The following is a 21,615-nucleotide window of genomic DNA, read 5'->3' as shown; positions in this document are numbered from 1 at the left end:
GCGGTAGGGTTACGGCACTACTACGGTAGCGGCGCTGGCCAGGTCCCAAGTGGCCGCCGCCGCGTAGTAGCCCGGCTTATAAACCGAAGGGTAAAGATGCTTGAGCTCGCGGGCGGCCGCCAGCCGGTAGGGCAAAAAGAAGAGCGGCACCAGCGGCATCTGCTGCTGCATCACCATCTGAAAGCGCCGCAGCAGCTTGCGCCGCTGAGCTGGTGCCCCGGTAGCCGCAATGTCCTCGATGAGGTGGTCGGTAGTGCGCGAGCTGAACTTGGGAAAGTTGCTTTCCGGAATGGTGCGCGAATGCAGCAGCATCGTGAAATCGAACGCAAAAGGAGTGCTGCTTATCTTACGAACGTACACATCGAAGTCGCCCTCGTGCATGGCTGTGGTCAGGAGCGCCGGCTCGGTAGGCAGTAGCGCCACCGGAATGCCCAGCTTATCGGCCGCCGACTTAAACTGCAGGGCTACCGTTGCGAATAGCGGCTCGTCGGCGCGGTAGCGCAGGCGCAGGGCCAGTGGCTGCCGTGCCTGCTTGCCGCCGGGCCGCACCCAGCCGGCCGGCTGGCGCTGCCAGCCCGCGCGCTGCAGCAGTGCCACGGCCTGTGCAGGAGCATAGGTGGGCAGCGCCAGGCTGTCGTTGTAGTAGCGCCGGTTGCTGGGGTGCACCAGCCCAACGGTGCGCAGGCCCTCACCCAGCTGCGTGGCTTGCAGCAGTTGGGCAGGGTCGAAAAGCTGGCTCAGCGCCTGCCGGGTCAGCGAGTCGCGGAGCATCGGCTGGCGGGTGTTGAAGCCAGCCAGCAGCAGCTCGTAGGAGGCAACGGTATAAAAGGAGAGTTCCTGCGCCGCTTCGTCGTCGGCCCGCAAGCGGTTGAACGTCCGGGTCGCTAGTTGCGGCAGCACATCCAGCTCTTGCCGCCGCAGCGCCAGCGTTGCTGCCGCTTCGTTGGAAATGATGCGGTAGGTGAGCTGCCGGGGGCGGGCCTGCAGCACAAACGGCGTGGGCCGCACGGCATCGGCCCACCAGTGGGGCTTGCGCACAAACGTGATGTACCGGTCTATTTCCCAGGCCGCCATGCGGTAGGCACCGCAGCCGGGCAGCCGCTCGGGGTGGTGGCTGGGGTCATTGTGCTGGTAGCGGGTTACCAGTGCCCGCAGTGCGGTATCGCGCGGGGTGAGGCTCGCCAGGTTGACCAGCCGGGTTAGCGAGCACGCGCGCAGCGTGTGCTCGGTGTCGAGCGCGGCTTCGGGCAAAATCGGAAAATCACCCGTTTGGTAAACGAAATTAGGTGCCTGGCCCCGGCACACCAGCGTAAAGCGCCGGGGGTTCGCCTTGTCCAGCCTGATATCGCGGATAAAGCTGAGCTGCGCCCGCGTTTTCTCGTTGGGTAGCCCCGGGCACTGATACAGCTTGAGGCTGAAGGCCACGTCGGTGGCCAGCACCGGCCGGCCAGTATCCCAGGTGGCCTCCGGGCGCAGCTCGTAGCGCAATTCGGTAAGGGAATCGCCTACGAGCTGCACGTGGGGGAGGGCCTTGGCCAGGGCCGGGGCGTAGAGGCCCGTCGAAAAATCGACTTGCAGCAAGCTGCAGTGCAGCAAGCCCAGGGCATCTACCGCATTTTGATTGGGCTGCACCAGCGGCGACAAGTTTTCGGGGTCACGAACCCAGCGAATTCTAACGACGCTATGCGTCTGGTGCTTATCTGCCGATGAACACGCACTGCAACCCAGCGCCAGCAGAAGACCAAACCAAAAGAACTTCATTTAACCAGCGGGAAGAAAATCAATACCGGCAAGTTAAGGGAGGGTAGGGCTTTGGCAAGCCTAGTCGTGGTCCCAGCCGCTGCCGCCGATGTTGGTGTCGGGGTTAGGCTGGCCGGTGTAGTCGTGGTCCCAGCCGCTGCCGCCAATGCGGCCTTCGGGGGCAGGCGTGCCGGTGTAGTCGTGGTCCCAGCCGCTGCCGCCGATGCGGCTTTCAGTGGTAGGCTGGCCGGTGTAGTCGTGGTCCCAGCCGCTGCCGCCGATGTTGTTGGTAGGGGTGCCGGTGAGGGTGGCAACTTGGAGCAGCGCGAGTACTATGAGGTCAAACATGGTGGGGGAGTTGGGTTAGCGGGGGTGGTAGGTGATTAACTGATGCAAAATTCCTACTCCGCTCAAGCGCTGCAAAGGACAATGTTCCTGTAAACAGGACATTAAAAATTATAATATTTTATGGGATTATTGCGGGCTAAATAAATCTGAAAACAGCCTTCTTTCATCTAAAAATAGGCTTTGTGCTAGCCTTTTTTTGCAAAAAAAAGTTAAAATTGTGACACGTCTTCGTGGAAAAAACCCACCTGCCCACCTTACAAAGGTCTGCTGCGGGTTTGCCACTGAAAAAGGACAAAGTGTTTGTTTTTTTCTGTGCTATTTTTAGCCCTCGTGTGGGCATAATCCTTGTTATTTGACGCGCCAGCGCACTTTGCCGATGAAAGAGATAGCAAATTTGGCTCGAATTGTGACATTGCGCCGGCTGCGAAACGAACCGTTGCTGGACCTCGACGCCCGGCAGCCTGGCAAGGAAACGCAACTGGCTACCATCCTGGCGGCCGATTCGCATATTACTAATGCTCAAGCTGCTAAGCAGGTGTATGGCAAGAGCTCGGACGCCAGCCAAACGGCTTTTTTGCGATTGCGAGCCCGCGTGCAGGACAAGCTGCTGAATCACCTGTTCTTTCTCGACCACACCGACGCGCGCCTGTTTGTGGCGCGGCGCTACGAGCTCGAATGCTTGGATTTGTTGCATAAAGTGACAATTCTTTACCTCGAAGGCGAATACTCGCTGAGCGAGCGCCTGCTGCGCCGCTGCCTGCGCCAGGCCGAAAAGGGGGAGTTTACGAAGTATGCTGAGCAGGCTTGCCAGCGCCTCGCCACCTTGTATGCCGAGCAGCGGCAGCTGCACAAGTACAACGCCTACAGCAAACAGCTGGCCAAGCTGCGGCAACTGCTTGTGTACGAGCAAGAAGCGGAAAAGCTCTCGATAGAAGTGCGCCTGACCATGACGCGCGCCGTGACGATGCGGCGCACGCTGCTGCCCAAAATGCCCGCTTACATCGAGCAGGCCGAGCAGCTGCACCTCAAGGCCAACACCTTCGCTACCTACATCGCCCTCTACCGCCTGCGCCTGACCCAGGCCGAACTGACGGGACACTACGACGAGATTATCCGCTTTACCACGGCCGCTACCCAGCAGCTGCGCCAAGGCAAGCTCAACGAACGCCGCTTCGACCAGCGCTTCAACCAGTTTATGAGCGTGTACGCGCACTTGCGCAGCCGCCAGTACAAGGCCGGCCTCAAGCTGGCCGAGGACTTTGCCACGCACCTGCACCCCACGTCCAACAACTGGTTTTACTTCTACGAGCACTACTTGCTGCTGGCCTTGCACGCCGGCGAGTACGACCACGCCCTGCGCCTGCTACACGTGGCGCACAAAAACCCGTCTTTTCCGAAGCAGCGGCCGGCCGCCCAGGAGCGCTGGCAGCTGCTGCAAGCCTACGTAGAGTTTGTGCAGCCCGAAGAAGCCCTGCCCACACGCCGGCGCAACCAGATGGCGACCTCAGCCCTGCTGGTAGTGCCCGAGTTCACGCGCGACAAGCGTGGGCACAACGTGGCCATTCTGGTGTTTCAGCTGCTGCACTACCTGCGCCAGCGCGAGCTGGAGCCGGTGCTGTCGCGTCTCGAGCGCCTGCGTAAGTACCAGCAGCGGCACCTGCGCGACGCGGCCACCCTGCGCAGCCGCACCCTGCTGCGCCTGCTGATGCTGCTGCCCGAAGCCGAATTTGACCCCGAGGTGCTGGCCAAGCGTGGGCAAGTCCGTCTGGCCCAGCTCAGCCAGGCCCCGATGGTGGGCGACGCCGACGCCGAGGTCGAAATCATTCCCTACGAGCGCCTCTGGGAGCTGACGCTCGACATTCTGCGGGCCGGCAAGCCGGAGTAGCGGCCGGGCTACGGCTCCACTACCACCTCTTGCGTGGCGCAGTGGCTGCTGGCGCAGTCGCCGGGCCCGTAGCCGCGCAAACTCAGGCGCACCGGGTAGCGCCCAGCCTTGCGAAAGGTGTGCTCGACGCGCTGGCCCTGCTGCGTTACCTCATCGCGAAAGTCCCAGATATACTGCACGTTCTGGCAGGTGGGCAGGCCCGAGTCCAGGGCGTCGAAGCGCACCGGCTGGCCCACCCGCACGGTGGTAGTGGGCAGGCGGAAATAAATGACGGGCTGGGCCAGCAGGTCTACCACGTAGGTTTTTTCGGCCGGGCGCACCTCGCCGGTGGCGGGCACCACCACGTCGAGCACCACCTCGTAGCGGGCGCGGCGCTTGTAGCAATGGCTCACGGTGAGGCCCGTGAGGGTCGTGCTGTCGCCCATACGCCAGCGGTACACGAGCGGGCCGGCCGCCGGGTCTACAGAGCGGCTGGCGTCGAAGTCCACGCACAGCTGGGGCAGTATCGGCGGGCCGCAGTCGGCCCCGGTGTTCTGGGCGTGGGCCGGCTGGCCGGCCAGCACGCTGGCAGCTAGCGCGAAAAGGGCTGATAAAGTAGGTAGTAGCCTCATACAAGCAAAGTAACAGCTGGCCCCGGCCGCCGGGCCTAATACCCGGCGGCCGGCACCCACAAATAATATAATAAAAGGTCGCCCTTACAGCCGGTTGAGCCGCTGCAATACCGTGCGCAGGTAGGTCTGGCCCACCGGAACGTATTTATCCTTAATAAGCAGCGAATTGTCTTCCAGCGCCTGAATACAGTTGATATTGACAATAAACGAGCGATGCACGCGCACAAACTGCGAGGGCGGAAATTTCTCCTCAATGGCCCGCATGGTGCTGTACACGATGAGCTTGCTGTGGCTGGTCACGATGTGCACGTAGTCGCCCAGCGCCTCCACGTACTGCACCTCCTTGAAATCGACGCGCACCAGCTTCGTATCCACTTTCACAAACGTGAAGTCGGGCTCGGTGGCCGGCGCGGACTGGCCCGCGGCCTCGGTTTCAGCGGTGCGCTCGGCGCTGATGAGCTCCAGCACCTTCTGGGCAGCCTGCAAAAAGCGCGGGTACGACAGCGGCTTGAGCAGGTAGTCGGCCACCGCAAACTCGAAGGCCTGCACCGCGTAGTCGTCGCTGCTGGTAATGAGTACTACCTGCGGCAGCTCAATTTGCATTCGCAGAAGGTCGATGCCCGACATCAGGGGCATCTCCACATCCAGGAAAAGTACATCGATGGGCTGCGCCTGCGTGCGAAGCTGCTCGGCAGCCTCCACCGCGCTGGTGCACGAGCCCACGGCTTGCAAAAAAGGCGTGTTGGCGATGCAGTTCAGTACTATCTGTACGGAGAGCGGGTCGTCATCAACCACGAGACAGCGAAGCGGCGCACCAAGGCCCGGCGACTCAGAAGGCGAAATAGTCATAGCAGAACTAGGTTTCATAATGTTGTTTTTATTGAATCAGATAATTGTATAAAAGTAATAGATTGAGCCGTAAAATTCAGACTGATGAAACTCGAATTGAAGAAGTAAAATAAGTAAAAGATAGCTTATCCCAGAGCCGGCTGCTGCTAGGCACGCGCTTGCAGCAGCGGGTAAAGCAGCGCTAGCTGCTGGCGAATGGCGTCGAGCAGCGGCGCGCAGTGGGCGCAGTCGGGGCGGCGGGCGCTGCGCTCCAGCTCATCGAGTTGGGTGTGCAGCACCGGCACCCCGAAATAAGCCACCTGGCCCTTGAGCTTGTGCGCCACCTGCGCTACCTGGGCCGCGTCGTGCGGGAAGGCCGCCGCCAGCAATGCCTCTAGCGGCGGTGCTTCTTTCAAAAAAGTGCTGACAATCTGACTAATGAAGGCCTCGTTGCCGCCCGCTAGCTCTTCCAGGAGCTGCCAGTTGGGCCGCAGAGCGGCGGCAGCCGGCGGCGTTTCTTCGCTGGTAGCGACGGCAGGCGCGGCCCCTACCGCCCGGCCCGTGAAGTGCGCCAGCCGGGCGTGCAGCAGCGCGGGGTCGAAGGGCTTGGCAAGGGTGTCGTTCATGCCGGCCGCCAGGGCCAGGCCCCGGTCTTCGGGCAGCACCGAGGCCGTGAGGCCGATGATGGGCAACTGCCGGGCATCGGGGAATACCTGGCGCAGCGCCCGGGTGGCCGCGTAGCCGTCGAGCTCGGGCATCTGCACGTCCATGAGCACGGCGTCGAAGGGCTCGGCGGCCTGGGTGGCCTGCTCCACGGCCAGGCGGCCGTTGGCCGCTATCACTACCTGCACGTTCCAATTTTCCAGCGTTTTGCGGGCTACGAGCTGGTTTAGCTCGTTGTCTTCGGCCACCAGCACGCGCAGGGCCGGCTCGAAGGCGGGCAGCGGCCCGGCGTGTAGTTCGGGCTGCGCCTGGGCGGCGTCGGCCACCGGGAAAGTCAGCTCGAAGAAAAACTCCGAGCCCACGCCTTCCTGGCTGCGCACGGCCAGCTGGCCGCCGTGCAGCTGCACCAGGTTGCGGGCAATGCTGAGGCCCAGCCCGGTGCCGCCAAACTCGCGGGTAGTGCTGGCATTGGCCTGCGAAAAATCCTCGAAAATGGCCGCCAGCTTATCGGCCGGAATGCCAATGCCCGTGTCCTGCACCCCAAAGCGCAACGCCACGTGGCCGGCGTCGGGCGGGGCGGCGTCGGCCAGGCCCACGCGCACCGATACGCCGCCCCGGCGCGTGAATTTCAGCGCGTTACTGACCAGGTTGACCAGCACCTGCTGCAAGCGGGTAGGGTCGCCGAGCACGGCGGCGGGCACCTCGGGTGCTACCTCCACGCGCAGTTGCAGGCCCTTGCTGTCGGCCGCGTAGCGAAACATGGTGCTGAGGCGGCGCACCGCGTCGGGCAGGCGGAAGGGAATCTGCTCCAGCGTAAGCTTGCCGGCCTCCATCTTCGATGAGTCGAGGATGTCGTTGAGAATTACCAGCAAGTTTTGCGACGACGAGCCGATGGCCGTCAGGTATTCGGCCTGCTCCTGGGTGGGCTGCGTGTTTTGCAGCAGGTTGGTGAGGCCGATAACCGCGTTCATCGGGGTGCGGATTTCGTGGCTCATATTGGCCAGAAACTGCGCCTTGGCCCGGCGCGAGGCCTCGGCCGCGTCGCGGGCCACCAGCAGCTCGCCGTTCATCTGCTCGATGTGGGCGTTTTGCTGGCGCAGCTCGTGGGTGCGTTGGCGCACCGTCAATTCTAGCTGCGCCCGCTGGGCGCGCAGCAGGCGCTCGCGCCCGCGCACCACGGCCAGCGTGCTGGCTACCAGCCCCAGCGCGCCCAGCGCCAGCACCCAGCCGCGCCGCCACCACGGCGTGGCAATGCTGAACTGCGCCCGCGCTACCGGGCTCCAGGGTGCGGCGGCCGGACTGGCGTAGCGCACGCGGGCTTCGAGCTCGTAGTGCCCTGCGCCCAGGCCCGGAAACTGCGCCTCGCCCGCCGAGCTCGGCCGGCTCCACTCGTCCGACAGCCCGCGCAGGCGGTATTGGTACAGCAGCGGCGCATCGCCGGCCGCCAAACTCAGGCCCTGAAACGCAAAGCTGACGCGGTGCGCCTGCGCCGATAGCTGGCCTACGGCGGTGGGCAGGCGGCCTTCGCCATCTACCTCGGCCCCCGTCAAGGCTAAGCTGGGCGCGGCGGCCACTTGGCTGATTTCGGCCAGCAGCGCCGGCCAGTCGAGAGCCAGCAAGCCGGCTTGCGTGCCCACCCACACCGCAGGGCGCGCCCCCCCCAAGTAGGCCACTGCCGGCAAAAAATTGCGCGCCAGCAGCCGGATGGGCTGCCCTGTGCGCGTCTTGGCGTCGAGCAGCGCCAGCGCCTGCGGATGCACCAGCAGCAGCCGCTGGCCCACGGGCAGCATCGCCAGGATGTAGTCGTCGGGCAGCCCGGCGGTGGCCGCGCTCAGGTGCTGCCACCGCTCCGCGCCGGCCGGGCAGTAGTAGAGCCCCTGGCCCTCGGTGCCCACCCAGATGGTGCCCTGCGCGTCTTCGGCCAAGGCATTGGCTTGCAGGCCGCTGGGGTGCAGCTTATAATGCGTGAAACGTCGCTGCTGGGGCTGCCAGGCGGCCAGCCCGGTGCCGTGGGTGGCTACCCATACCCGGCCGCGTCGGTCGGCCAGCAAGGCGTAAATCTGGTTGTGCAGCAGCCCATTGGCAGTAGTGTACTGCACGGCCGGGCCCGCCAGCGGCAGGTGGTACACGCCATCGGCCACGGTGCCCACCCACAGGCCCGAGGTAGGCGAGTAGGTCAGCGCCGCCACGTCGAGGTCAGCCGGCAGGCCCGGCACGGGTGCGGCCGGCCCGCCGCCCGCCGGGGCCAGCCACACGCCGCCGTGCGCCCGCCCTTGCCAGGTGCCGCCACCCAGGGCAACTGGCCGGGGCAGCAGCACGCGCACCGGCGCGGCTAGTGGTGTGCTGTTAATGGCTACGCCACCGCTCAGGTGTACTAGCTGATTTCCCACCGCGCCCAGCGCGGCGGCCGGAATGCCAGCCAGCGCCAGGCCCGCCGCCGGACTGGCCGGCAGCGGTAGCAGCTGTGCAAATCGGTCGCTGTGTCGCCACAGACCCTGGGCCGTGCCCAGCCAGGCGTTGCCATCGCGGTCCTCAAGCAGGCAGATGGGGCTGACTTCGGGTGGCAGATGCAGCGGGTAGCGGCGTAAGTAGGCGCGCAGCCGGGCCGAGTCTGGTGCGGGGGCCCCGAGGCCGGGCGCACGCCAGCCGGCCGGCAGCCGCGCAGTGGCGGGCAGAGGACGAAACGCCGCGCCCGGCGCGGGCCGCAGCGAGCGCCTACCTTCGAGATGGGCCACCCAGAGCCGGCCGGTGCCGGGCTCTTCCCAGAGGCCGGTTACGAAGTCTTCGGCTAGGCCATCCTGAGTGGTAAATGTTTGAAAGCGTGTGCCATCGTAGCGCACTAGGCCCTCGCCGGTGCCCAGCCAGAGGTAGCCCTGCTGGTCTTGCAGCAGGCAGTAGATGAAGGTCTGGTTCAGGCCTTGGGCCGGGCCAAACTGCTGCACGAAAGCCCGGGGCGCGGGCAGCGGCCCGCCCCGGGCCGCCCCGCTCAGCAGCAAGCCAATCAGCCCGAACACCACCCGCCAAAAACCAGCGACACGCCGCATAAACACGATAAGCAAAGCCTAGCCGCTGAAGGCCAGCCGCTGGCCGGCGCTAGGTTGAGCAGGCAAATTAGGGCGGGGCGGCGGCTGCGGGCAATCGGGGCGGTTAGCCGGGCATTTCACCCGGCCAACCGCCCCGATTGCGTAGTGAAAAGCTGGGCTAGTAGCTGGCTATGACCTTAAACTCAGTAGGCCGCTCGCTGTCGGTGAGCGCGGCGGTGGGCTCGCTGGTGGCGGGGCTGGCCGTGCTGAGGCGCTTGCGGGCAATGCCGTGGGTAGCCAAATAGGTAAGCACGGCTTCGGCCCGCTCCTGGCTGAGGTCGGCTGCGGCGTCGGCATCGGCCGGGCCGTTGGCTTGGCCGCTCAGTTGTAGGCGCAGGCGCGGCTGCTCGGCCAGCAGCTCCTTGAGGCGCACCAGTTCGGGCGCGCTTTCGGGGCGCAGCTCGGCCTGGGCCGGCACAAAAAAGATATTGCGCAGCCCCACCGTGGTGCCCGGCACCGGGCGGGCCAGGGCCACGTCTTGCAGGCGCTCGGTGTAGGGCGCATCGGCCGGCAAGTCAAAATTGGCCGAGTGCAGCAGGTAGCCCGGCTGGCGCACCAGCACGCCATAGTTGGCCCCCGAGGGCAAGCTGAGCAGGTAGCGCCCCGTGATGGCGTTGGCCTGAAAAGTGGCCACCAGCTCGTTTTTGCGGTTGTCGACTACCTCTATCGTCGCGCCTAGTGGCTTGTGGCTCACGGCGTCGATTATCACGCCCTTCAGAATAGTGACGTGGGCCGTGGGGGCCGCTACCGTGGGCGCGGCCGGTACACTCGGCGGGGCAGGAGCGGGCGGCGTTGCCCGGGCGGCTGGTTTGGCAGCAGCGGCTGGCCGGGTGGCCGCCGGCCGGGCGACTGGCGCTGGGCTGGGCTTGGCGGCTTTGGTGCCGGTTAGCTTGGGTGCGCTGGGCGTCGCGGCGGGTTTGGTGGCAGCAGGCTTGGCGGTAGGCTTAGCCGGGCCGGATGGTTTGGCGGCGGGCGAGGTCGGCTTGGTCGCTACCGGCTCGGGGCCCAGAAACGTGACGCGGTAAATATCCTTACCGCCGAGGCCATCGGGCCGGTCGCTGGAGTAGTAGGCGCGCTGGCCCGAGGCCCCCATCACGAAATACACGTCGTCGTCGGGCGTGTTGATGGGCCAGCCCAGGTTTTCGGGCTCGCTCCACTGGCCGCTGGCATTCAGCGTCGATTTAAAAATATCGTAGCCGCCAATCGAGCTCTGGCCTTTCGAGGAGAAGTACAGCGTCTTGCCATCGGGGTGCATAAACACGCCTTCCTCATCGTAGGGCGTGTTGATGACGGAGCCCAAATTCTGGGCTGGCGTGCGGGCGTCGAGCTCGACGCGGTAGATGTCGCGGCCCCCGCGCCCGCCCGGCCGGTCGCTCACAAAGTACAGGTACTTGCCATCGGGCGAGTAGCAGGCCGACGACTCGCTGTACTTGGTGTTGACGCGCGGGCCGAGGCTCTTGGGCTTGCTCCAGGCGTTGCCCAGCAGGTTCGATTCGTAGATATCGCCCTCGTTATCTTCGAGATACACCAGCAGGCGCTGGCCATCGGCCGAGAGGCCCGCCGTGGCATCGTGGCGGGGCGTGTTCACGGGCGCGCCCAGGTTGTGGGCCGGGCTCCAGGCCGTGCCGTTCCAGTCGCTCTGGTAAATGTCTTCGAGCATGCCATCGCCGTCGCTGTCGAGCTGCCCGCCCGTCGAGCCCGAGCGCCGCGAAGTCAGCAGCAGCACCGACTCGTCGGCCGACAGCAGCGGCGCGTAGTCCGACATGGGCGAGTTGATGGCCGGGCCGGCATTTTCGACCAGCACGCGCGCCGGGTGGGCTTGCAGCTGCAAGCCGCGGTAGCACTCGCGCACGCGCTGCGCCAGGTCGTCGGTGGTCACGGCCAGGTCGTCGCTGGTGGCGTCGGCCGCCACCGGGCGGGCCTGCTCATATTCCTTGATGGCCGCCTGCCACTGCCCACCCAGGTGCAGGGCCCGCGCCAGCAGGTAGTGCAGGCGCGGCTCGGCGGTGGCATCGAGCTGCTGCGCCTTTTGCAGATAAGCCAGCGCGGCCTGCTTCGTGGAGGAATGCAAGTAGCACTCCCCGATTTTTGCATTCAGCAGCGCGTTGCTCGGATTGAATTTTTGCGCCCGCAGGTAGTGCGGCAGCGCGGCCCCGAAGCGGGCCGGGTCGGCCCCCATTTCGTGGTCGCCGTCGGCTACCTCGCGCTGGGCCAGCTTCAATCCTTCTTTATCAATGTTGAAATGCTCTTTCGTAAAGGGCACGCTTTGGGCCTGAGCTACCACCGCGCCGAACAGCGAAAACCCAGCGCACAGCAGCGCAGAGCGGGTAAAAAGAATCATAGCCTAGTGAAGTATTTAGTAAAGGAATCAGGATTGAAGCTGCGCCACGCTACTGCCCGCCAACTGCCCAACTGAGGGCCCCGAACGGCGTGCAACGCACGGCTCATATGATAGAAAATGGTATAATTTCAAGTATAATATTACGAGATAGCCCGTAGTCAGCCTAAAGGTAAAAAGAAAAAAGTGCAAAAAGATAATCAGGCTTCTATTTCGCTGCGCAGGCTACGGGCCGCCGAACCTTTTGCCAGGGTTGCTACTTATAAAAGGCGGCGCGGTGCCGTGCGTATTTTTGTAAGGAAGCGGCCGCGCCGCACCCTTTATTTTTCTTTAATTGCTATGGCTGTTTACCCCGAATACATGGTAGCCCCCATCCGCCAGGACCTGGTGGAGGCTGGCTTCGAGCAACTTATGTCGCCGCAGGAAGTGGATGCGGCGCTCGCCGACAAAGAAGGCACCGTGCTGGTGGCCGTGAACTCGGTGTGCGGCTGCGCCGCTGCCAAGGCGCGCCCGGCCCTCAAGCTGGCACTTGCCAGTGCCGACAAAAAGCCCACGAAACTCGTAACCGTTTTCGCCGGCATGGAAACCGACGCGGTGGCCAAGATGCGCGAGCACCTGCTGCCCTACCCGCCCTCGTCGCCCTGCATCGGCCTGTTCAAGGATGGCGAATTGGTGCACATGATTGAGCGCTACCACATTGAGGGCTCCGACCTCATGCGCATTGTTAACAACCTGCAGGGCGCGTTTCAGGAGTATTGCTAGTAACCTGACCAGTAGCAACACAAAAAAGCCGTTTCCAGCCTGGAAACGGCTTTTTTGTGTTGCTACTAGATAAAATTTCTGACTACGACTTCTGGTACACGCCAAACAGCAGGTCGCTGGGGTGGTGGCGTAAGAACTCGTCTTCGGCCTCGAAGAGCTGGCGCAGCAGTGCCTGCGTGGCGGCGTCTTCGGGCAGAAAGTGGTGCGCGATGTCTTTAAGCACTAGCGTTAAAATATTGCCGCCCAAAGGCTTTTCCTCCAGCATGCGGAAGCGGCGGCGGATGGCAGGCAGAATGGCCTCGCTTTCCACAGCCTCCGACGGGTCGGCCACCAGCATGCGCAGGCGGCCGGGGCCGCTGATGCGGGTTTTGAGCTGCCGGGCCATGTAGCGGCGGCGGTGGGTGGCGGGTAGCTGCCGCAACAACTGGTTAGCGGCCGCGAGCTGGGCGGGCGTCCATTGCAGGCGATTGGGGCCCACGTAGTCGTTGATAATCAGTAAGCCACCCGGCCGCAGGGCCTGCCACACGTGGCCCACCACAGCCTCTACCTGCCGGAAATGATGCAGCGCCGAGTGAAACAAAATAACATCATACGCGGCCGTGGGCCAGGGCTGGCGGTTCACGTCGCGTACCTCGAAACGCATGTTAGTCAGGCCTTCCTGCCGGGCCTGCGCGGCGGCCTTGGCCAGCAGCGCCCCGGCAATATCGACGCACTCGACCAGCTCGAAGGCCGGGTGGCTCGCAAACGCCAGCTCGTGGCTGCAACTGCCGCTGCCCAGCGAGCACAGACGCAGGCCGGTGCGCCCGCGCAGGTACTTCTCCACCACATAGCCTTCGTAGGGCCGGGCCGGGTCGCCGGTAATCTTGGCGTTCCAGCGCCCGCGCACAGCGGGCAGTATCCACCAGTTGGCGGTGCGCAGCGTGGGGTCGTCGAAGGCGCTCTGGGTGCGGGCCAGCGCGCTGAAATTTAGCTTGGAAAGCAGAAACCCCGCGCCCCGCTGCCGCAGCTTGGCCAGGGTTTCTACAAAGTCGTCGGAAGTGAGAAGCGGCATAAATCTAAGTAACCGCAGATTCAAACAGATTTTTACCGCAGATTCAAACGGATTTTTAGGATTTAACGGATACGCCTGCTGCGCAGGCTGACTACATAGCCAGGCTGACAAAATTAAATCGGCCTCAAGATTAGCCAGCCTGCGCAGCAGGCGTATCCGTTAAATCCTAAAAATCCGTTTGAATCTGCGGTCTAGTTGGCTACCTCACTCAAGAACTTGATGCGCACCAGCCGGACTTCTTCCTCCGTGAAGTCATCGGGGCCCAACTCGTTCATCGCCACCGCAATGTTGTCGGAAGTGGCCGACATGAAGTAGTCGAAAATCTCGTCCTGCTTGTCCTCGTCCACTGCATCGCGCAGGTAGTAGTCGAGGTTGAGCTTGGTGCCCGAGTAGCAAATGTGCTCAATTTCTTCCACTAAATCGGCCATCGAAATGCCCTGGCTGCGGGCAATGCCCGCCAGGTCCATCTTCTTGTCAATCTGCTGGATAATGTAGATTTTGAGCTTCGAGCGATTGACGGTCGACTTGATAACCACGTCGGCCGCCGTCTCAATCTCGTTTTCCTCCACGTGCTTCTTTATGGCGGCCACGAAGGGTGCGCCAAACTTCTGGGCCTTGCCCTGGCCCACGCCCGCGATGTGCGTTAGCTCGTGCAGGCTTTGCGGGTAGGTCGTGGCCATTTCCTTCAGGCTCGGGTCCTGGAAGAGCACGTAGGGCGGCAGGTTTTTTTGCTTGGCCAGCTGCTTGCGGAGCTCCTTGAGCTGGGTAAACAGCACCTCGTCGTGGCCGGCCGCCTGCTGCGACTTCTCCACGTCGGCTTCTTCCTGCTTTTCGGCCTCGAAGTCGTGGTCTTTGGTGAGTGTAATGCGCTGCGGATTCTCGATAAAATCGATGCCTTTGTCGGTGATGTGTACCAGGCCGATAGAGTCGATGTCCTTCTCCAGCAGGCCATTGAGCAGGCACTGGCGCAGCACCGACAGCCACAGCTGCATGTCGCCGCTCAGGGCCTTGCCCTGGCCGTACACCGGCAGGCCATCGTGGCCGTAGCTGTCGATATGCGGGTTGCGCAAGCCCAGCAGCACCTGCGCCACGTGGTCGAGGCCAAAGCGCGCCTCCGTTTGCACCACGGCGCGCAGGGCCAGGCCCACGTGCTCGGTGCCGTCAAATTTATCCTTGGGGTGGCGGCAGTTGTCGCAAAAGCCGCAGTCGGTATCGAGCTGCTCGCCAAAGTAGTGCAGCAGCTGCCGCCGCCGGCACACCGACGACTCAGAGTAGTTCGTCATTTCCAGCAGCAGCTGCCGGGCGTTGTCGCGCTCGGTCACGGGCTTGTCTTTGCTGAATTTTTCGAGCTTCAGAATATCGTCGTAACTGTAGAACATCAGGCAGTTACCTTCCAGGCCATCGCGGCCGCCGCGGCCGGTTTCCTGGTAGTAGCCCTCAATGCTCTTGGGCGCATCGTAGTGAATGACGAAGCGCACGTCGGGCTTGTCGATGCCCATGCCAAAGGCGATGGTAGCCACAATCACGTCGCACTCCTCGCTCAGGAAGGCGTCCTGGTTGTGCATGCGGGTGTGCGGGTCGAGGCCGGCGTGGTAAGGTAGGGCGCGCACGTCGTTTACGCGCAGTAGCTCAGCTACTTCCTCTACCTTCTTGCGGCTGAGGCAGTAGATGATGCCCGCCTTGCCCTTGTGCGACTGCACGTACTGAATGAGCTGCTTTTTGGTGTTGCGCTTGGCGCGCACCTCGTAGTAGAGATTGGTACGGTTGAAGCTGGTTTTGAACACGCTGGCATCGTCCATGTGCAGGTTTTTCTGGATGTCCAGCTGCACCTTGGGCGTGGCCGTGGCCGTGAGGGCGATGAGTGGAATCTTGCCGCCCAGGTTGTCGATGATACCGCGAATCTTGCGGTACTCGGGCCGAAAGTCGTGGCCCCACTCCGAGATGCAGTGCGCCTCGTCGATGGCTACAAACGAGATGCTGGCCTTCTGCAAAAAGGCGATAGTGTCCTCTTTCGTAAGGCTTTCGGGGGCCACGTACAGCAGGCGCACCTCACCGCTTATCACGTCTTTCTTGACGCGGTTCATTTCCGTCTTGGTTAGCGTTGAGTTGTACACCTGCGCATTCACGCCGAAGGCCGCCAGCTGGTCGACCTGGTTTTTCATGAGCGCGATGAGCGGCGAAATCACGATGGCTGTGCCCGGCATCACCAAGGCCGGCAGCTGGTAGCATAGGCTTTTGCCCGCCCCGGTGGGCATGATAACAAAGGTATTGTGCCCGGCAATAATATTTTGAATAACAGCCTCTTGCGTGCCCCGGAACTGGCCGAAGCCAAATACTTCCTTCAGTTTGGTTTTAATTCGGGCAGCGGGAGCCAGCGGCTCGGCAGTAGCAAGCATCGGCATAGAATGGTATCGGGGTGCTAAGGAGGGCAACGGAAAGTAACGAAGATAAGCACAAAGGGAATTTTTTTGGAGAAAAACGGGTTTTTGCGCAACATTTTTTGAACGCTGCCAATACGGCGGTTTTTAGGCTTTTGCGCTCCGGCTTTGCGGGGCCGGAGCGGGCCAGCTAAGCAGGCTCGCCGTAGCTTTGGCCGTGCATCCGATTTCCGACTTTCCCGTGCTGCCGGCCCCCATCGACGTGCCGGCCCTCGCCCGCCAGGTGCTGCTCGAAGAAGCCGACGCCCTGCGCGACGTAGCCCAGGCCGTGGCTGCTACCCCCGATTTTGCGCAGTGCGTGGCGGCGCTACTCGGCCTGCGCGGCCGCGTAGTGGCCACCGGCGTAGGCAAGAGCGCCCACATTGCCAGCAAGCTGGTAGCTACCCTCAATAGTACCGGTACGCCCGCGCTTTTCATGCACGCCGCCGATGCCATTCACGGCGACCTGGGCATGATTCAGGCCGAGGATTTCGTCATCGCCATCAGCAAAAGCGGCGATACGCCCGAGATAAAGGTGCTGGTGCCGCTGCTGCGCCGCAAGGGCGTGCCGCTGGCCGCGCTCGTCAGCAACGCTGATTCGTACCTGGCCCGGCAGGCCCAGTACGTGCTGCACGCGCCCATCCGGCGCGAGGCCTGCCCGCACGACCTGGCCCCCACTACCAGCACTACCGCTGCCATGGCCCTGGGCGACGCCTTGGCCGTGTGCTTGCTTGAATGCCGCCAGTTTTCGGCCCAGGATTTTGCCCGCCTGCACCCCGGCGGCACGCTGGGTAAAAAGCTGTATTTGACCGTAGGCGACCTCAGCCGCCAAAACCAGCGCCCGCAGGTGGGCCTTGCCGCGCCGCTGCGCGAGGTGCTGTTTGAGATATCGGGCAAGCGCCTGGGAGCCACGGCCGTGCTCGACACCGAGGGCCGCCTGGCCGGCATTATTACCGACGGCGACCTGCGGCGGATGCTGGGCCGCTGCCAGCTGGCCGAGCTCGATACGCTGACGGCCCAGGATATTCTCACGCCCACGCCGGCTACCATCGGGCAAGAAGAATTTGCGGTGGAAGCCCTGCGCCTGATGCAGCAGCGCAACATCACGCAGCTGATAGTGCTGGACGGCGGACAGTTCGCGGGCTTTATTCACCTGCACGACTTGCTGCGCGAAGGGCTGGTATAAGAATAGCGCCCTAACTTCACCGGCAACTGTGTTGCCCACCTTCGTTTTGCTGCCTTGGCTGCTCTCGTCCTTTCGTTTCTCATTCCGGCCTATAATGAGTCGGCGCGCCTGGGGGCTACCCTCGACCAGGTGCTGACGTACCTGCGCGCGCAGCCTTATGATAGCGAAGTGATAGTGATGGACGACGGCTCGACCGACAACACCGTGGCCGTGGCCGAAGAATATTTTGCCACGCACCGGGGCCGGGTGGCTACCCGCGTGCTCAGCTACACCCCCAACCGGGGCAAGGGCTACGCCGTGCGCCAGGGGCTGCTGGCCGCGCGCGGGGCGGTGGCGTTGTTTTCGGATGCCGACCTCTCGACGCCTATCGCTGAAACGCCCACCATATTGAGGCCAATTCTGAACGGCGACTACGACGTGGTGTTCGGTTCGCGGGCTCTGCAAGGTAGCGTCATTGGCCAGCACCAGCCTTGGCTGCGCGAGGCCAGCGGCCGGTTTTTCAACCGCATGGTGCGCCTGGTCACCGGCCTGCCCTACGCCGATACGCAGTGCGGCTTCAAGGCTTTTCGGCTCGATGTGTGCCGCCCGGTAGTGGAGGCGGCCCGGCTCGACCGCTTTGGTTTCGATGTGGAGCTGCTGTTCTTAGCGCACCAGGCGGGCCTGCGCCTGCGCGAGCAGGCCGTGCGCTGGAACGATGCCGCCGGCAGCAAAGTGGGCCTGCTCAGCGGCCTGCACGGCTTTCGCGAGCTGTGGGCGCTGCGGCAGCACCAGCGACGGGGGCACTACGCGGCGGCGCTGGCTTGCTCGCGGGCGCTGGCCGCCAGCCAATGCGCCGCGCCCGCGCGCGGCCTGGTTTAGCTCCTACCTTTGTAACTTCTATATAAGCTCAACCTTAGCTTACCTTACATGCAAAGCACTTATCTGGTTGTGATGGCCGGCGGCATTGGTAGCCGATTCTGGCCTTTCAGCCGCACGCAGCACCCCAAGCAGTTTCACGACGTGATGGGCGTAGGCCGCTCGATGCTTCAGCTAACGGTAGACCGCTTCCGGGGCATCTGCCCGCCCGAAAATGTCTTCGTCGTAACCAACCGCGACTACGTGGCGCTGGTGCAGCAGCACCTGCCCGACCTGCCCGCCGACCAGATACTCGGCGAGCCCATCGGGCGCAACACGGCCCCGTGCATCGCCTACGCCAGCTACCGCATTGCCCAGCGCGACCCGCAGGCTACCATCATCGTATCGCCCGCCGACCATGCCGTGCTGCGCGAAGAAGAGTTTCGCCGCCTCATTCAGGAGGCGGTGGCCGCCGCCCGGCAGCACGAGGTGCTGCTGACCCTGGGCATCCAGCCCTCGCGGCCGGATACCGGCTATGGCTACATCCAGTACATGGACACCGAGGGCCACCGCCTGCCCGGCTTCAACTTGTACAAGGTCAAGACCTTTACGGAGAAGCCCAACCTGGAGCTGGCGCGCATGTTCCTGGAAAGCGGCGATTTTCTTTGGAACTCGGGGCTGTTTGTGTGGCGCGCCGCTACCATTATCGAGGCCTTCCACCGCTCGCTCAATGATATTGCCGAGGTGTTTGAGGAAGGCAAGCATGAGCTTGGTACCCCGCGCGAGGCGGCCTCCATCGATGGGGCTTACGCTCGCTGCCGCAACATCAGCATCGACTTCGGCATCATGGAAAAGGCGGATAACGTGTATGTGCTGCCCGCCGACATCGGCTGGAGCGACCTTGGCACCTGGGACTCGCTGCACCGCGTAGGCCAGCCCGATGCCGCCCGCAACGTGATTGACGGCGACGTAATTCTCTACGACACGCAGGACTGCATCATCAAAACGCCCCACGAGCGCCTGGTAGTAGTGCAGGGCCTCGAAGGCTACATCGTGGCCGAGTACGACAACGTGCTCCTCATCTGCCAGCGCTCGGAAGAGCAGCGCGTGAAGGACTTCGTGGCCGATGTGAAAGCTAAAAAAGGGACCGGCTATAATTAAGCCGCAACTAATTTTGAAAATAAAGAAGGCCCGCTGTGCAGCGGGCCTTCTTTATTTTCAAAATTAGTTGAGCTTGGAGAGAATCAAATCCAGTTTGTTGCCAAACTCGGTTCGCATTTCGGTGACGTCCGTTTGAATCTTCGCAACGTCCCCTTTCAGCGTTGCAACGTCTTCTTTAATGACGATGTGCTCGTGAAGCAGAAAAGAAATATTATCGCTCTGCTGAATGAGTACCTGCGTGTTCTGCGAAACAGCGTTATGTAGCTGCTTGAGTTGGGCGGTGTGGCGGTCTAGCACAGCCAGCGCTTCGGCTACCAGCGGCTCGAGTTGATTGAGTCTTTCGTCGGCGTTCATGTTTGTTTTGTTTGTATGAGTAGTAGCAGGGCCACGGCTCTGCCTTAAATATACAGTCAAAAGCTAGGCCCGGTTCTTGGCCACCTCGAATAGCATGATGCCGGCCGCCACGCCCACATTGAGGCTCTGAATCTGGCCGCTCATCGGGATGCGCAGGCGCTGGTCGCAGAGGCGCAGCAGGTCGGGCGAGATGCCATCTTCCTCGGAGCCCATCACCACCGCGATAGGGCCGCTGAGGCTGGCGGGCGCGGTGTGGCCGAGGTCGGCGTCGGCCTTTTCGGTGCAGGCTACCACCGTGAGGCCGCTGTTTTTGAGAAACTCGATGGTGCGGTGCAGGTCGGGCTCGCGGCACACGGGCAGCAGGTTCAGCGCACCGGCCGAGGTTTTCACGGCGTCGCCGTTGATTTGGGCGGCGCCGCGGGCGGGCACTACTAAGGCCTGCACGCCCAGGCACTCGGCGGTGCGGGCGATGGCGCCGAAGTTGCGCACGTCGGTCACGCGGTCGAGCAGCAGGATAAAGGGCACTTTGCCTTCCTCAAACAAGCCGGCCAGCAACGAGTCGAGCGGGGCAAAATCGATGGGCGACACGTAGGCTACCGCGCCTTGGTGGTTTTTGCGGGTCATGCCCTCCAGCTTTTCCAGCGGCACCATGCTCACGGGCACGTTGGCCGCGCGGGCCAGGTCCGAAATGTCCTGGGTCATGCTGTTCTTGGTGCCGCGCAGCAGGAAAATCTTATCCAGCGTGCGGCCCGCGTTCAGCGCTTCCAGTATCGGGCGCAGGCCGAAGAGCATGTCGATGCTGCGGTCGGCGGCCGGGCGGGTATTGTGCTGCTTGTAGGGCGCGTCGCCGCTGGGCTTGCGCGGCACCTGCCGGCCCTGCTCGTCGTAAAACGGGCGATTGGGGCGCGCACGGTTGGCCCCGGCATCGCCGCCGGGGCGGCGGTCGCCGCGATTTTCACGGGGCGCATCGCGGTTGTCGCGGCGCTCGGGGCGGCTGTCGCCGCTGCCCTCGCGGAAGCGGCGGGGCACGTAGTCGTCGTCAAACCCGCCAGTTAGCGAGCGGTCGTTGTCTTTCTCCATCGTTCAACGGCGGCGTACCAGCCCGCTTCGTAATCGGGCCGGCGCACCAGTTCATAGTTATCAGGTGCTAAGGTACTAGGGCGGGGGCGGAAGGTAAACGTGAGGTCGCGCCCGCTCTGGTCAAGCTCGGCGTATTGCCAGCGCTCGTCGCCGGTGGGCAGGCGGCGCACGCTGGCCGGCGCACCCAGCACCACGTACACCAGGCCGCGGTCGGTGAGCCAGCCCGGCTTGTGGCCGGTGAAGAGCTCGTTGGCCGCCGTCACGAGGCCGTAGTAACGCCGGATGAGGTCGCGCGCCCGCGTTTGGTCGCCCCCGGCCGCCGCCAGCCAAAACTGGTCGACGGCGCGCTTGGGGCTGGCAGCCTGGCGCAGCTGCTGGCGCTCGGCGGCAGTGGTGAGGTAGAGTAGGTTTTCAATCAGCTCATCGGCCGTGGTCTGGCCCGGGAAATCGGGGCGCGCCACCAGCAGCGGCACCGTGCGGGTGGGCTCGCCGCCCGCGCCGCCCACGCGCAGCGCATACAGCCCCGGCTGCGGCAGACGCAGCAGGTGGTCGGGCGGCAGCGGCGCGGCGCTTGAGTCGAGCACGCCCAGCTGGCGCGGGGCGGCCGGCTGGCGGCGCGGGTCGGCAAAGGGCGGCAGGGCCGCCACGCCCGTAGCCGCGTAGCGCCGCCAGCGCACCGGCTGCGGCAGCCCGAAGCCCGCTACTACCACCGCCTCGCCGGCCCGCACATAGGGCCGGCCCAATATCATGCCCATCGAATCGAGCAAGACAAAAGGCCGGGCCAGCCGCTCGGCGGTGAGGCGCAGCCAGGCCGTGGTGACTGGGCTTTGGTCGGGGCCGTCGGGCTGGCTGGTGCCAGCGGGCAGCTCCAGGCGCGCTTGCAGCACGGCCCCGGCCGGCAACTGGGCGGCGGGCAGCGCCGCCGTGAGCACCACCGTGGGCGCGTTGGGGTCAGCGCCGGGGTAAAGGCGCAGGCGCTTGGTGGCTTGCAGTAGCGGCTGTTTGGCATCATAAGCGGGCCAGGCCGTGAGGCGCACCAGCGGCCAGGGCTGCCCGGCCGGGCGGCCCGGCTGGTTGAGCAGCAAACGCAGGCTGTCGCCTTCGCGGCGGGTTTCGACTACCAAGCGGCTGGCCGTGGCGTGGTAGAGGCCGGCAAAATCGGGGCGCGGCGGCACTGCCTGCGCTTGCGCGCCCAGGCTCGCTAACAGCCCAAGTAGCACAAAACCGGCCCCGAAGTTGTTAAACTTGTGCCCCCGTTGGCCGTATGGTTTTCT

16 protein-coding genes are annotated in these 21,615 nt (G+C 63.8%); 5 read left to right on the top strand and 11 right to left on the bottom strand.

Annotated elements, in window-relative coordinates:
• Positions 1 to 9: 9 nt before the first annotated feature.
• A complete protein-coding gene (locus VFO93_RS18785) occupies positions 10 to 1,761 on the bottom strand; it encodes an ABC transporter substrate-binding protein (RefSeq protein ID WP_325135926.1) in 1,752 nt (583 codons plus the stop codon).
• 60 nt (positions 1,762 to 1,821) lie between these two features.
• Positions 1,822 to 2,088 (bottom strand): hypothetical protein, encoded by a 267-nt coding sequence (locus tag VFO93_RS18780; RefSeq protein WP_325135925.1) that lies wholly within the window; start codon positions 2,086 to 2,088, stop codon positions 1,822 to 1,824.
• 436 nt (positions 2,089 to 2,524) lie between these two features.
• On the opposite strand from VFO93_RS18780, the gene VFO93_RS18775 reads away from it, so the two are divergent.
• Positions 2,525 to 3,973 carry a hypothetical protein gene (locus VFO93_RS18775; protein WP_325135924.1) on the top strand — a complete coding sequence of 483 codons (1,449 nt, stop codon included), beginning with the start codon at positions 2,525 to 2,527 and terminating at the stop codon, positions 3,971 to 3,973.
• Positions 3,974 to 3,981: 8 nt separating this feature from the next.
• On the opposite strand, the gene VFO93_RS18770 is transcribed toward VFO93_RS18775, so the two are convergent.
• The 4 genes from VFO93_RS18770 to VFO93_RS18755 all read right to left on the bottom strand — a co-directional run bounded on the left by VFO93_RS18770 (position 3,982) and on the right by VFO93_RS18755 (position 11,499).
• A complete protein-coding gene (locus VFO93_RS18770) occupies positions 3,982 to 4,584 on the bottom strand; it encodes a PKD domain-containing protein (protein ID WP_325135923.1) in 603 nt (200 codons plus the stop codon).
• A gap of 84 nt (positions 4,585 to 4,668) precedes the next feature.
• A complete protein-coding gene (locus VFO93_RS18765; RefSeq protein ID WP_325135922.1) occupies positions 4,669 to 5,433 on the bottom strand; it encodes a LytTR family DNA-binding domain-containing protein in 765 nt (254 codons plus the stop codon).
• A gap of 146 nt (positions 5,434 to 5,579) precedes the next feature.
• Positions 5,580 to 9,119: a hybrid sensor histidine kinase/response regulator gene (locus VFO93_RS18760; protein ID WP_325135921.1), complete on the bottom strand. Its 3,540-nt coding sequence runs from the start codon at positions 9,117 to 9,119 to the stop codon at positions 5,580 to 5,582.
• 157 nt (positions 9,120 to 9,276) lie between these two features.
• A complete protein-coding gene (locus tag VFO93_RS18755; protein WP_325135920.1) occupies positions 9,277 to 11,499 on the bottom strand; it encodes an OmpA family protein in 2,223 nt (740 codons plus the stop codon).
• Between the two features lie 336 nt (positions 11,500 to 11,835).
• Here VFO93_RS18755 and VFO93_RS18750 point away from each other — a divergent pair, with 336 nt between their 5' ends.
• Complete coding sequence (locus VFO93_RS18750; protein ID WP_325135919.1) at positions 11,836 to 12,258, top strand: BrxA/BrxB family bacilliredoxin; 423 nt, start codon at positions 11,836 to 11,838, stop codon at positions 12,256 to 12,258.
• An 82-nt stretch (positions 12,259 to 12,340) separates the two neighbouring features.
• Here VFO93_RS18750 and VFO93_RS18745 read toward each other — a convergent pair whose 3' ends face one another.
• Entirely contained in the window at positions 12,341 to 13,309 is a 969-nt protein-coding gene (locus tag VFO93_RS18745; RefSeq protein ID WP_325135918.1) for a class I SAM-dependent methyltransferase, read from the bottom strand.
• Between the two features lie 191 nt (positions 13,310 to 13,500).
• Complete coding sequence (gene recQ / locus VFO93_RS18740) at positions 13,501 to 15,705, bottom strand: DNA helicase RecQ (protein ID WP_325135917.1); 2,205 nt, start codon at positions 15,703 to 15,705, stop codon at positions 13,501 to 13,503.
• Positions 15,706 to 15,913: 208 nt separating this feature from the next.
• On the opposite strand from recQ, the gene VFO93_RS18735 reads away from it, so the two are divergent.
• From VFO93_RS18735 to VFO93_RS18725, 3 genes are read left to right on the top strand one after another with little or no spacing between them, the layout of a single operon-like run.
• Positions 15,914 to 16,912, top strand: a complete 999-nt coding sequence (locus tag VFO93_RS18735) for a KpsF/GutQ family sugar-phosphate isomerase (protein ID WP_325135941.1) — start codon at positions 15,914 to 15,916, stop codon at positions 16,910 to 16,912.
• Positions 16,913 to 16,966: 54 nt separating this feature from the next.
• Positions 16,967 to 17,770 carry a dolichyl-phosphate beta-glucosyltransferase gene (locus VFO93_RS18730; protein WP_325135916.1) on the top strand — a complete coding sequence of 268 codons (804 nt, stop codon included), beginning with the start codon at positions 16,967 to 16,969 and terminating at the stop codon, positions 17,768 to 17,770.
• A 48-nt stretch (positions 17,771 to 17,818) separates the two neighbouring features.
• On the top strand, positions 17,819 to 18,907 hold the full coding sequence (locus tag VFO93_RS18725) for a mannose-1-phosphate guanylyltransferase (protein WP_325135915.1): 1,089 nt from the start codon (positions 17,819 to 17,821) through the stop codon (positions 18,905 to 18,907).
• 63 nt (positions 18,908 to 18,970) lie between these two features.
• Here VFO93_RS18725 and VFO93_RS18720 read toward each other — a convergent pair whose 3' ends face one another.
• From VFO93_RS18720 to VFO93_RS18710, 3 genes are all read right to left on the bottom strand, one after another.
• Complete coding sequence (locus VFO93_RS18720; RefSeq protein ID WP_325135914.1) at positions 18,971 to 19,261, bottom strand: hypothetical protein; 291 nt, start codon at positions 19,259 to 19,261, stop codon at positions 18,971 to 18,973.
• Positions 19,262 to 19,324: 63 nt separating this feature from the next.
• Complete coding sequence (gene rlmB / locus VFO93_RS18715; protein WP_325135913.1) at positions 19,325 to 20,341, bottom strand: 23S rRNA (guanosine(2251)-2'-O)-methyltransferase RlmB; 1,017 nt, start codon at positions 20,339 to 20,341, stop codon at positions 19,325 to 19,327.
• Positions 20,314 to 21,561, bottom strand: coding sequence for a GWxTD domain-containing protein (locus VFO93_RS18710; protein WP_325135912.1), 1,248 nt, complete (start codon positions 21,559 to 21,561; stop codon positions 20,314 to 20,316). Before VFO93_RS18710 ends, rlmB begins: the two co-directional genes overlap by 28 nt.
• Between the last annotated feature and the right edge of the window lie 54 nt (positions 21,562 to 21,615).

Origin of the sequence: Hymenobacter sp. (assembly GCF_035709525.1) — a bacterium.
Classification (GTDB): domain Bacteria; phylum Bacteroidota; class Bacteroidia; order Cytophagales; family Hymenobacteraceae; genus Hymenobacter.
This window is presented reverse-complemented; position numbering and strand designations above follow the sequence as displayed.

Coding starts and splice junctions, on each gene's coding strand:
- VFO93_RS18720 (WP_325135914.1), bottom strand. CDS start 19,261: ATGAACGCCGACGAAAGACTCAATCAACTCGAGCCGCTGGTAGCCGAA.
- VFO93_RS18760 (WP_325135921.1), bottom strand. CDS start 9,119: ATGCGGCGTGTCGCTGGTTTTTGGCGGGTGGTGTTCGGGCTGATTGGC.
- VFO93_RS18745 (WP_325135918.1), bottom strand. CDS start 13,309: ATGCCGCTTCTCACTTCCGACGACTTTGTAGAAACCCTGGCCAAGCTG.
- VFO93_RS18765 (WP_325135922.1), bottom strand. CDS start 5,433: ATGACTATTTCGCCTTCTGAGTCGCCGGGCCTTGGTGCGCCGCTTCGC.
- VFO93_RS18755 (WP_325135920.1), bottom strand. CDS start 11,499: ATGATTCTTTTTACCCGCTCTGCGCTGCTGTGCGCTGGGTTTTCGCTG.
- recQ (WP_325135917.1), bottom strand. CDS start 15,705: ATGCTTGCTACTGCCGAGCCGCTGGCTCCCGCTGCCCGAATTAAAACC.
- VFO93_RS18780 (WP_325135925.1), bottom strand. CDS start 2,088: ATGTTTGACCTCATAGTACTCGCGCTGCTCCAAGTTGCCACCCTCACC.
- VFO93_RS18785 (WP_325135926.1), bottom strand. CDS start 1,761: ATGAAGTTCTTTTGGTTTGGTCTTCTGCTGGCGCTGGGTTGCAGTGCG.
- VFO93_RS18750 (WP_325135919.1), top strand. CDS start 11,836: ATGGCTGTTTACCCCGAATACATGGTAGCCCCCATCCGCCAGGACCTG.
- VFO93_RS18770 (WP_325135923.1), bottom strand. CDS start 4,584: ATGAGGCTACTACCTACTTTATCAGCCCTTTTCGCGCTAGCTGCCAGC.
- rlmB (WP_325135913.1), bottom strand. CDS start 20,341: ATGGAGAAAGACAACGACCGCTCGCTAACTGGCGGGTTTGACGACGAC.
- VFO93_RS18725 (WP_325135915.1), top strand. CDS start 17,819: ATGCAAAGCACTTATCTGGTTGTGATGGCCGGCGGCATTGGTAGCCGA.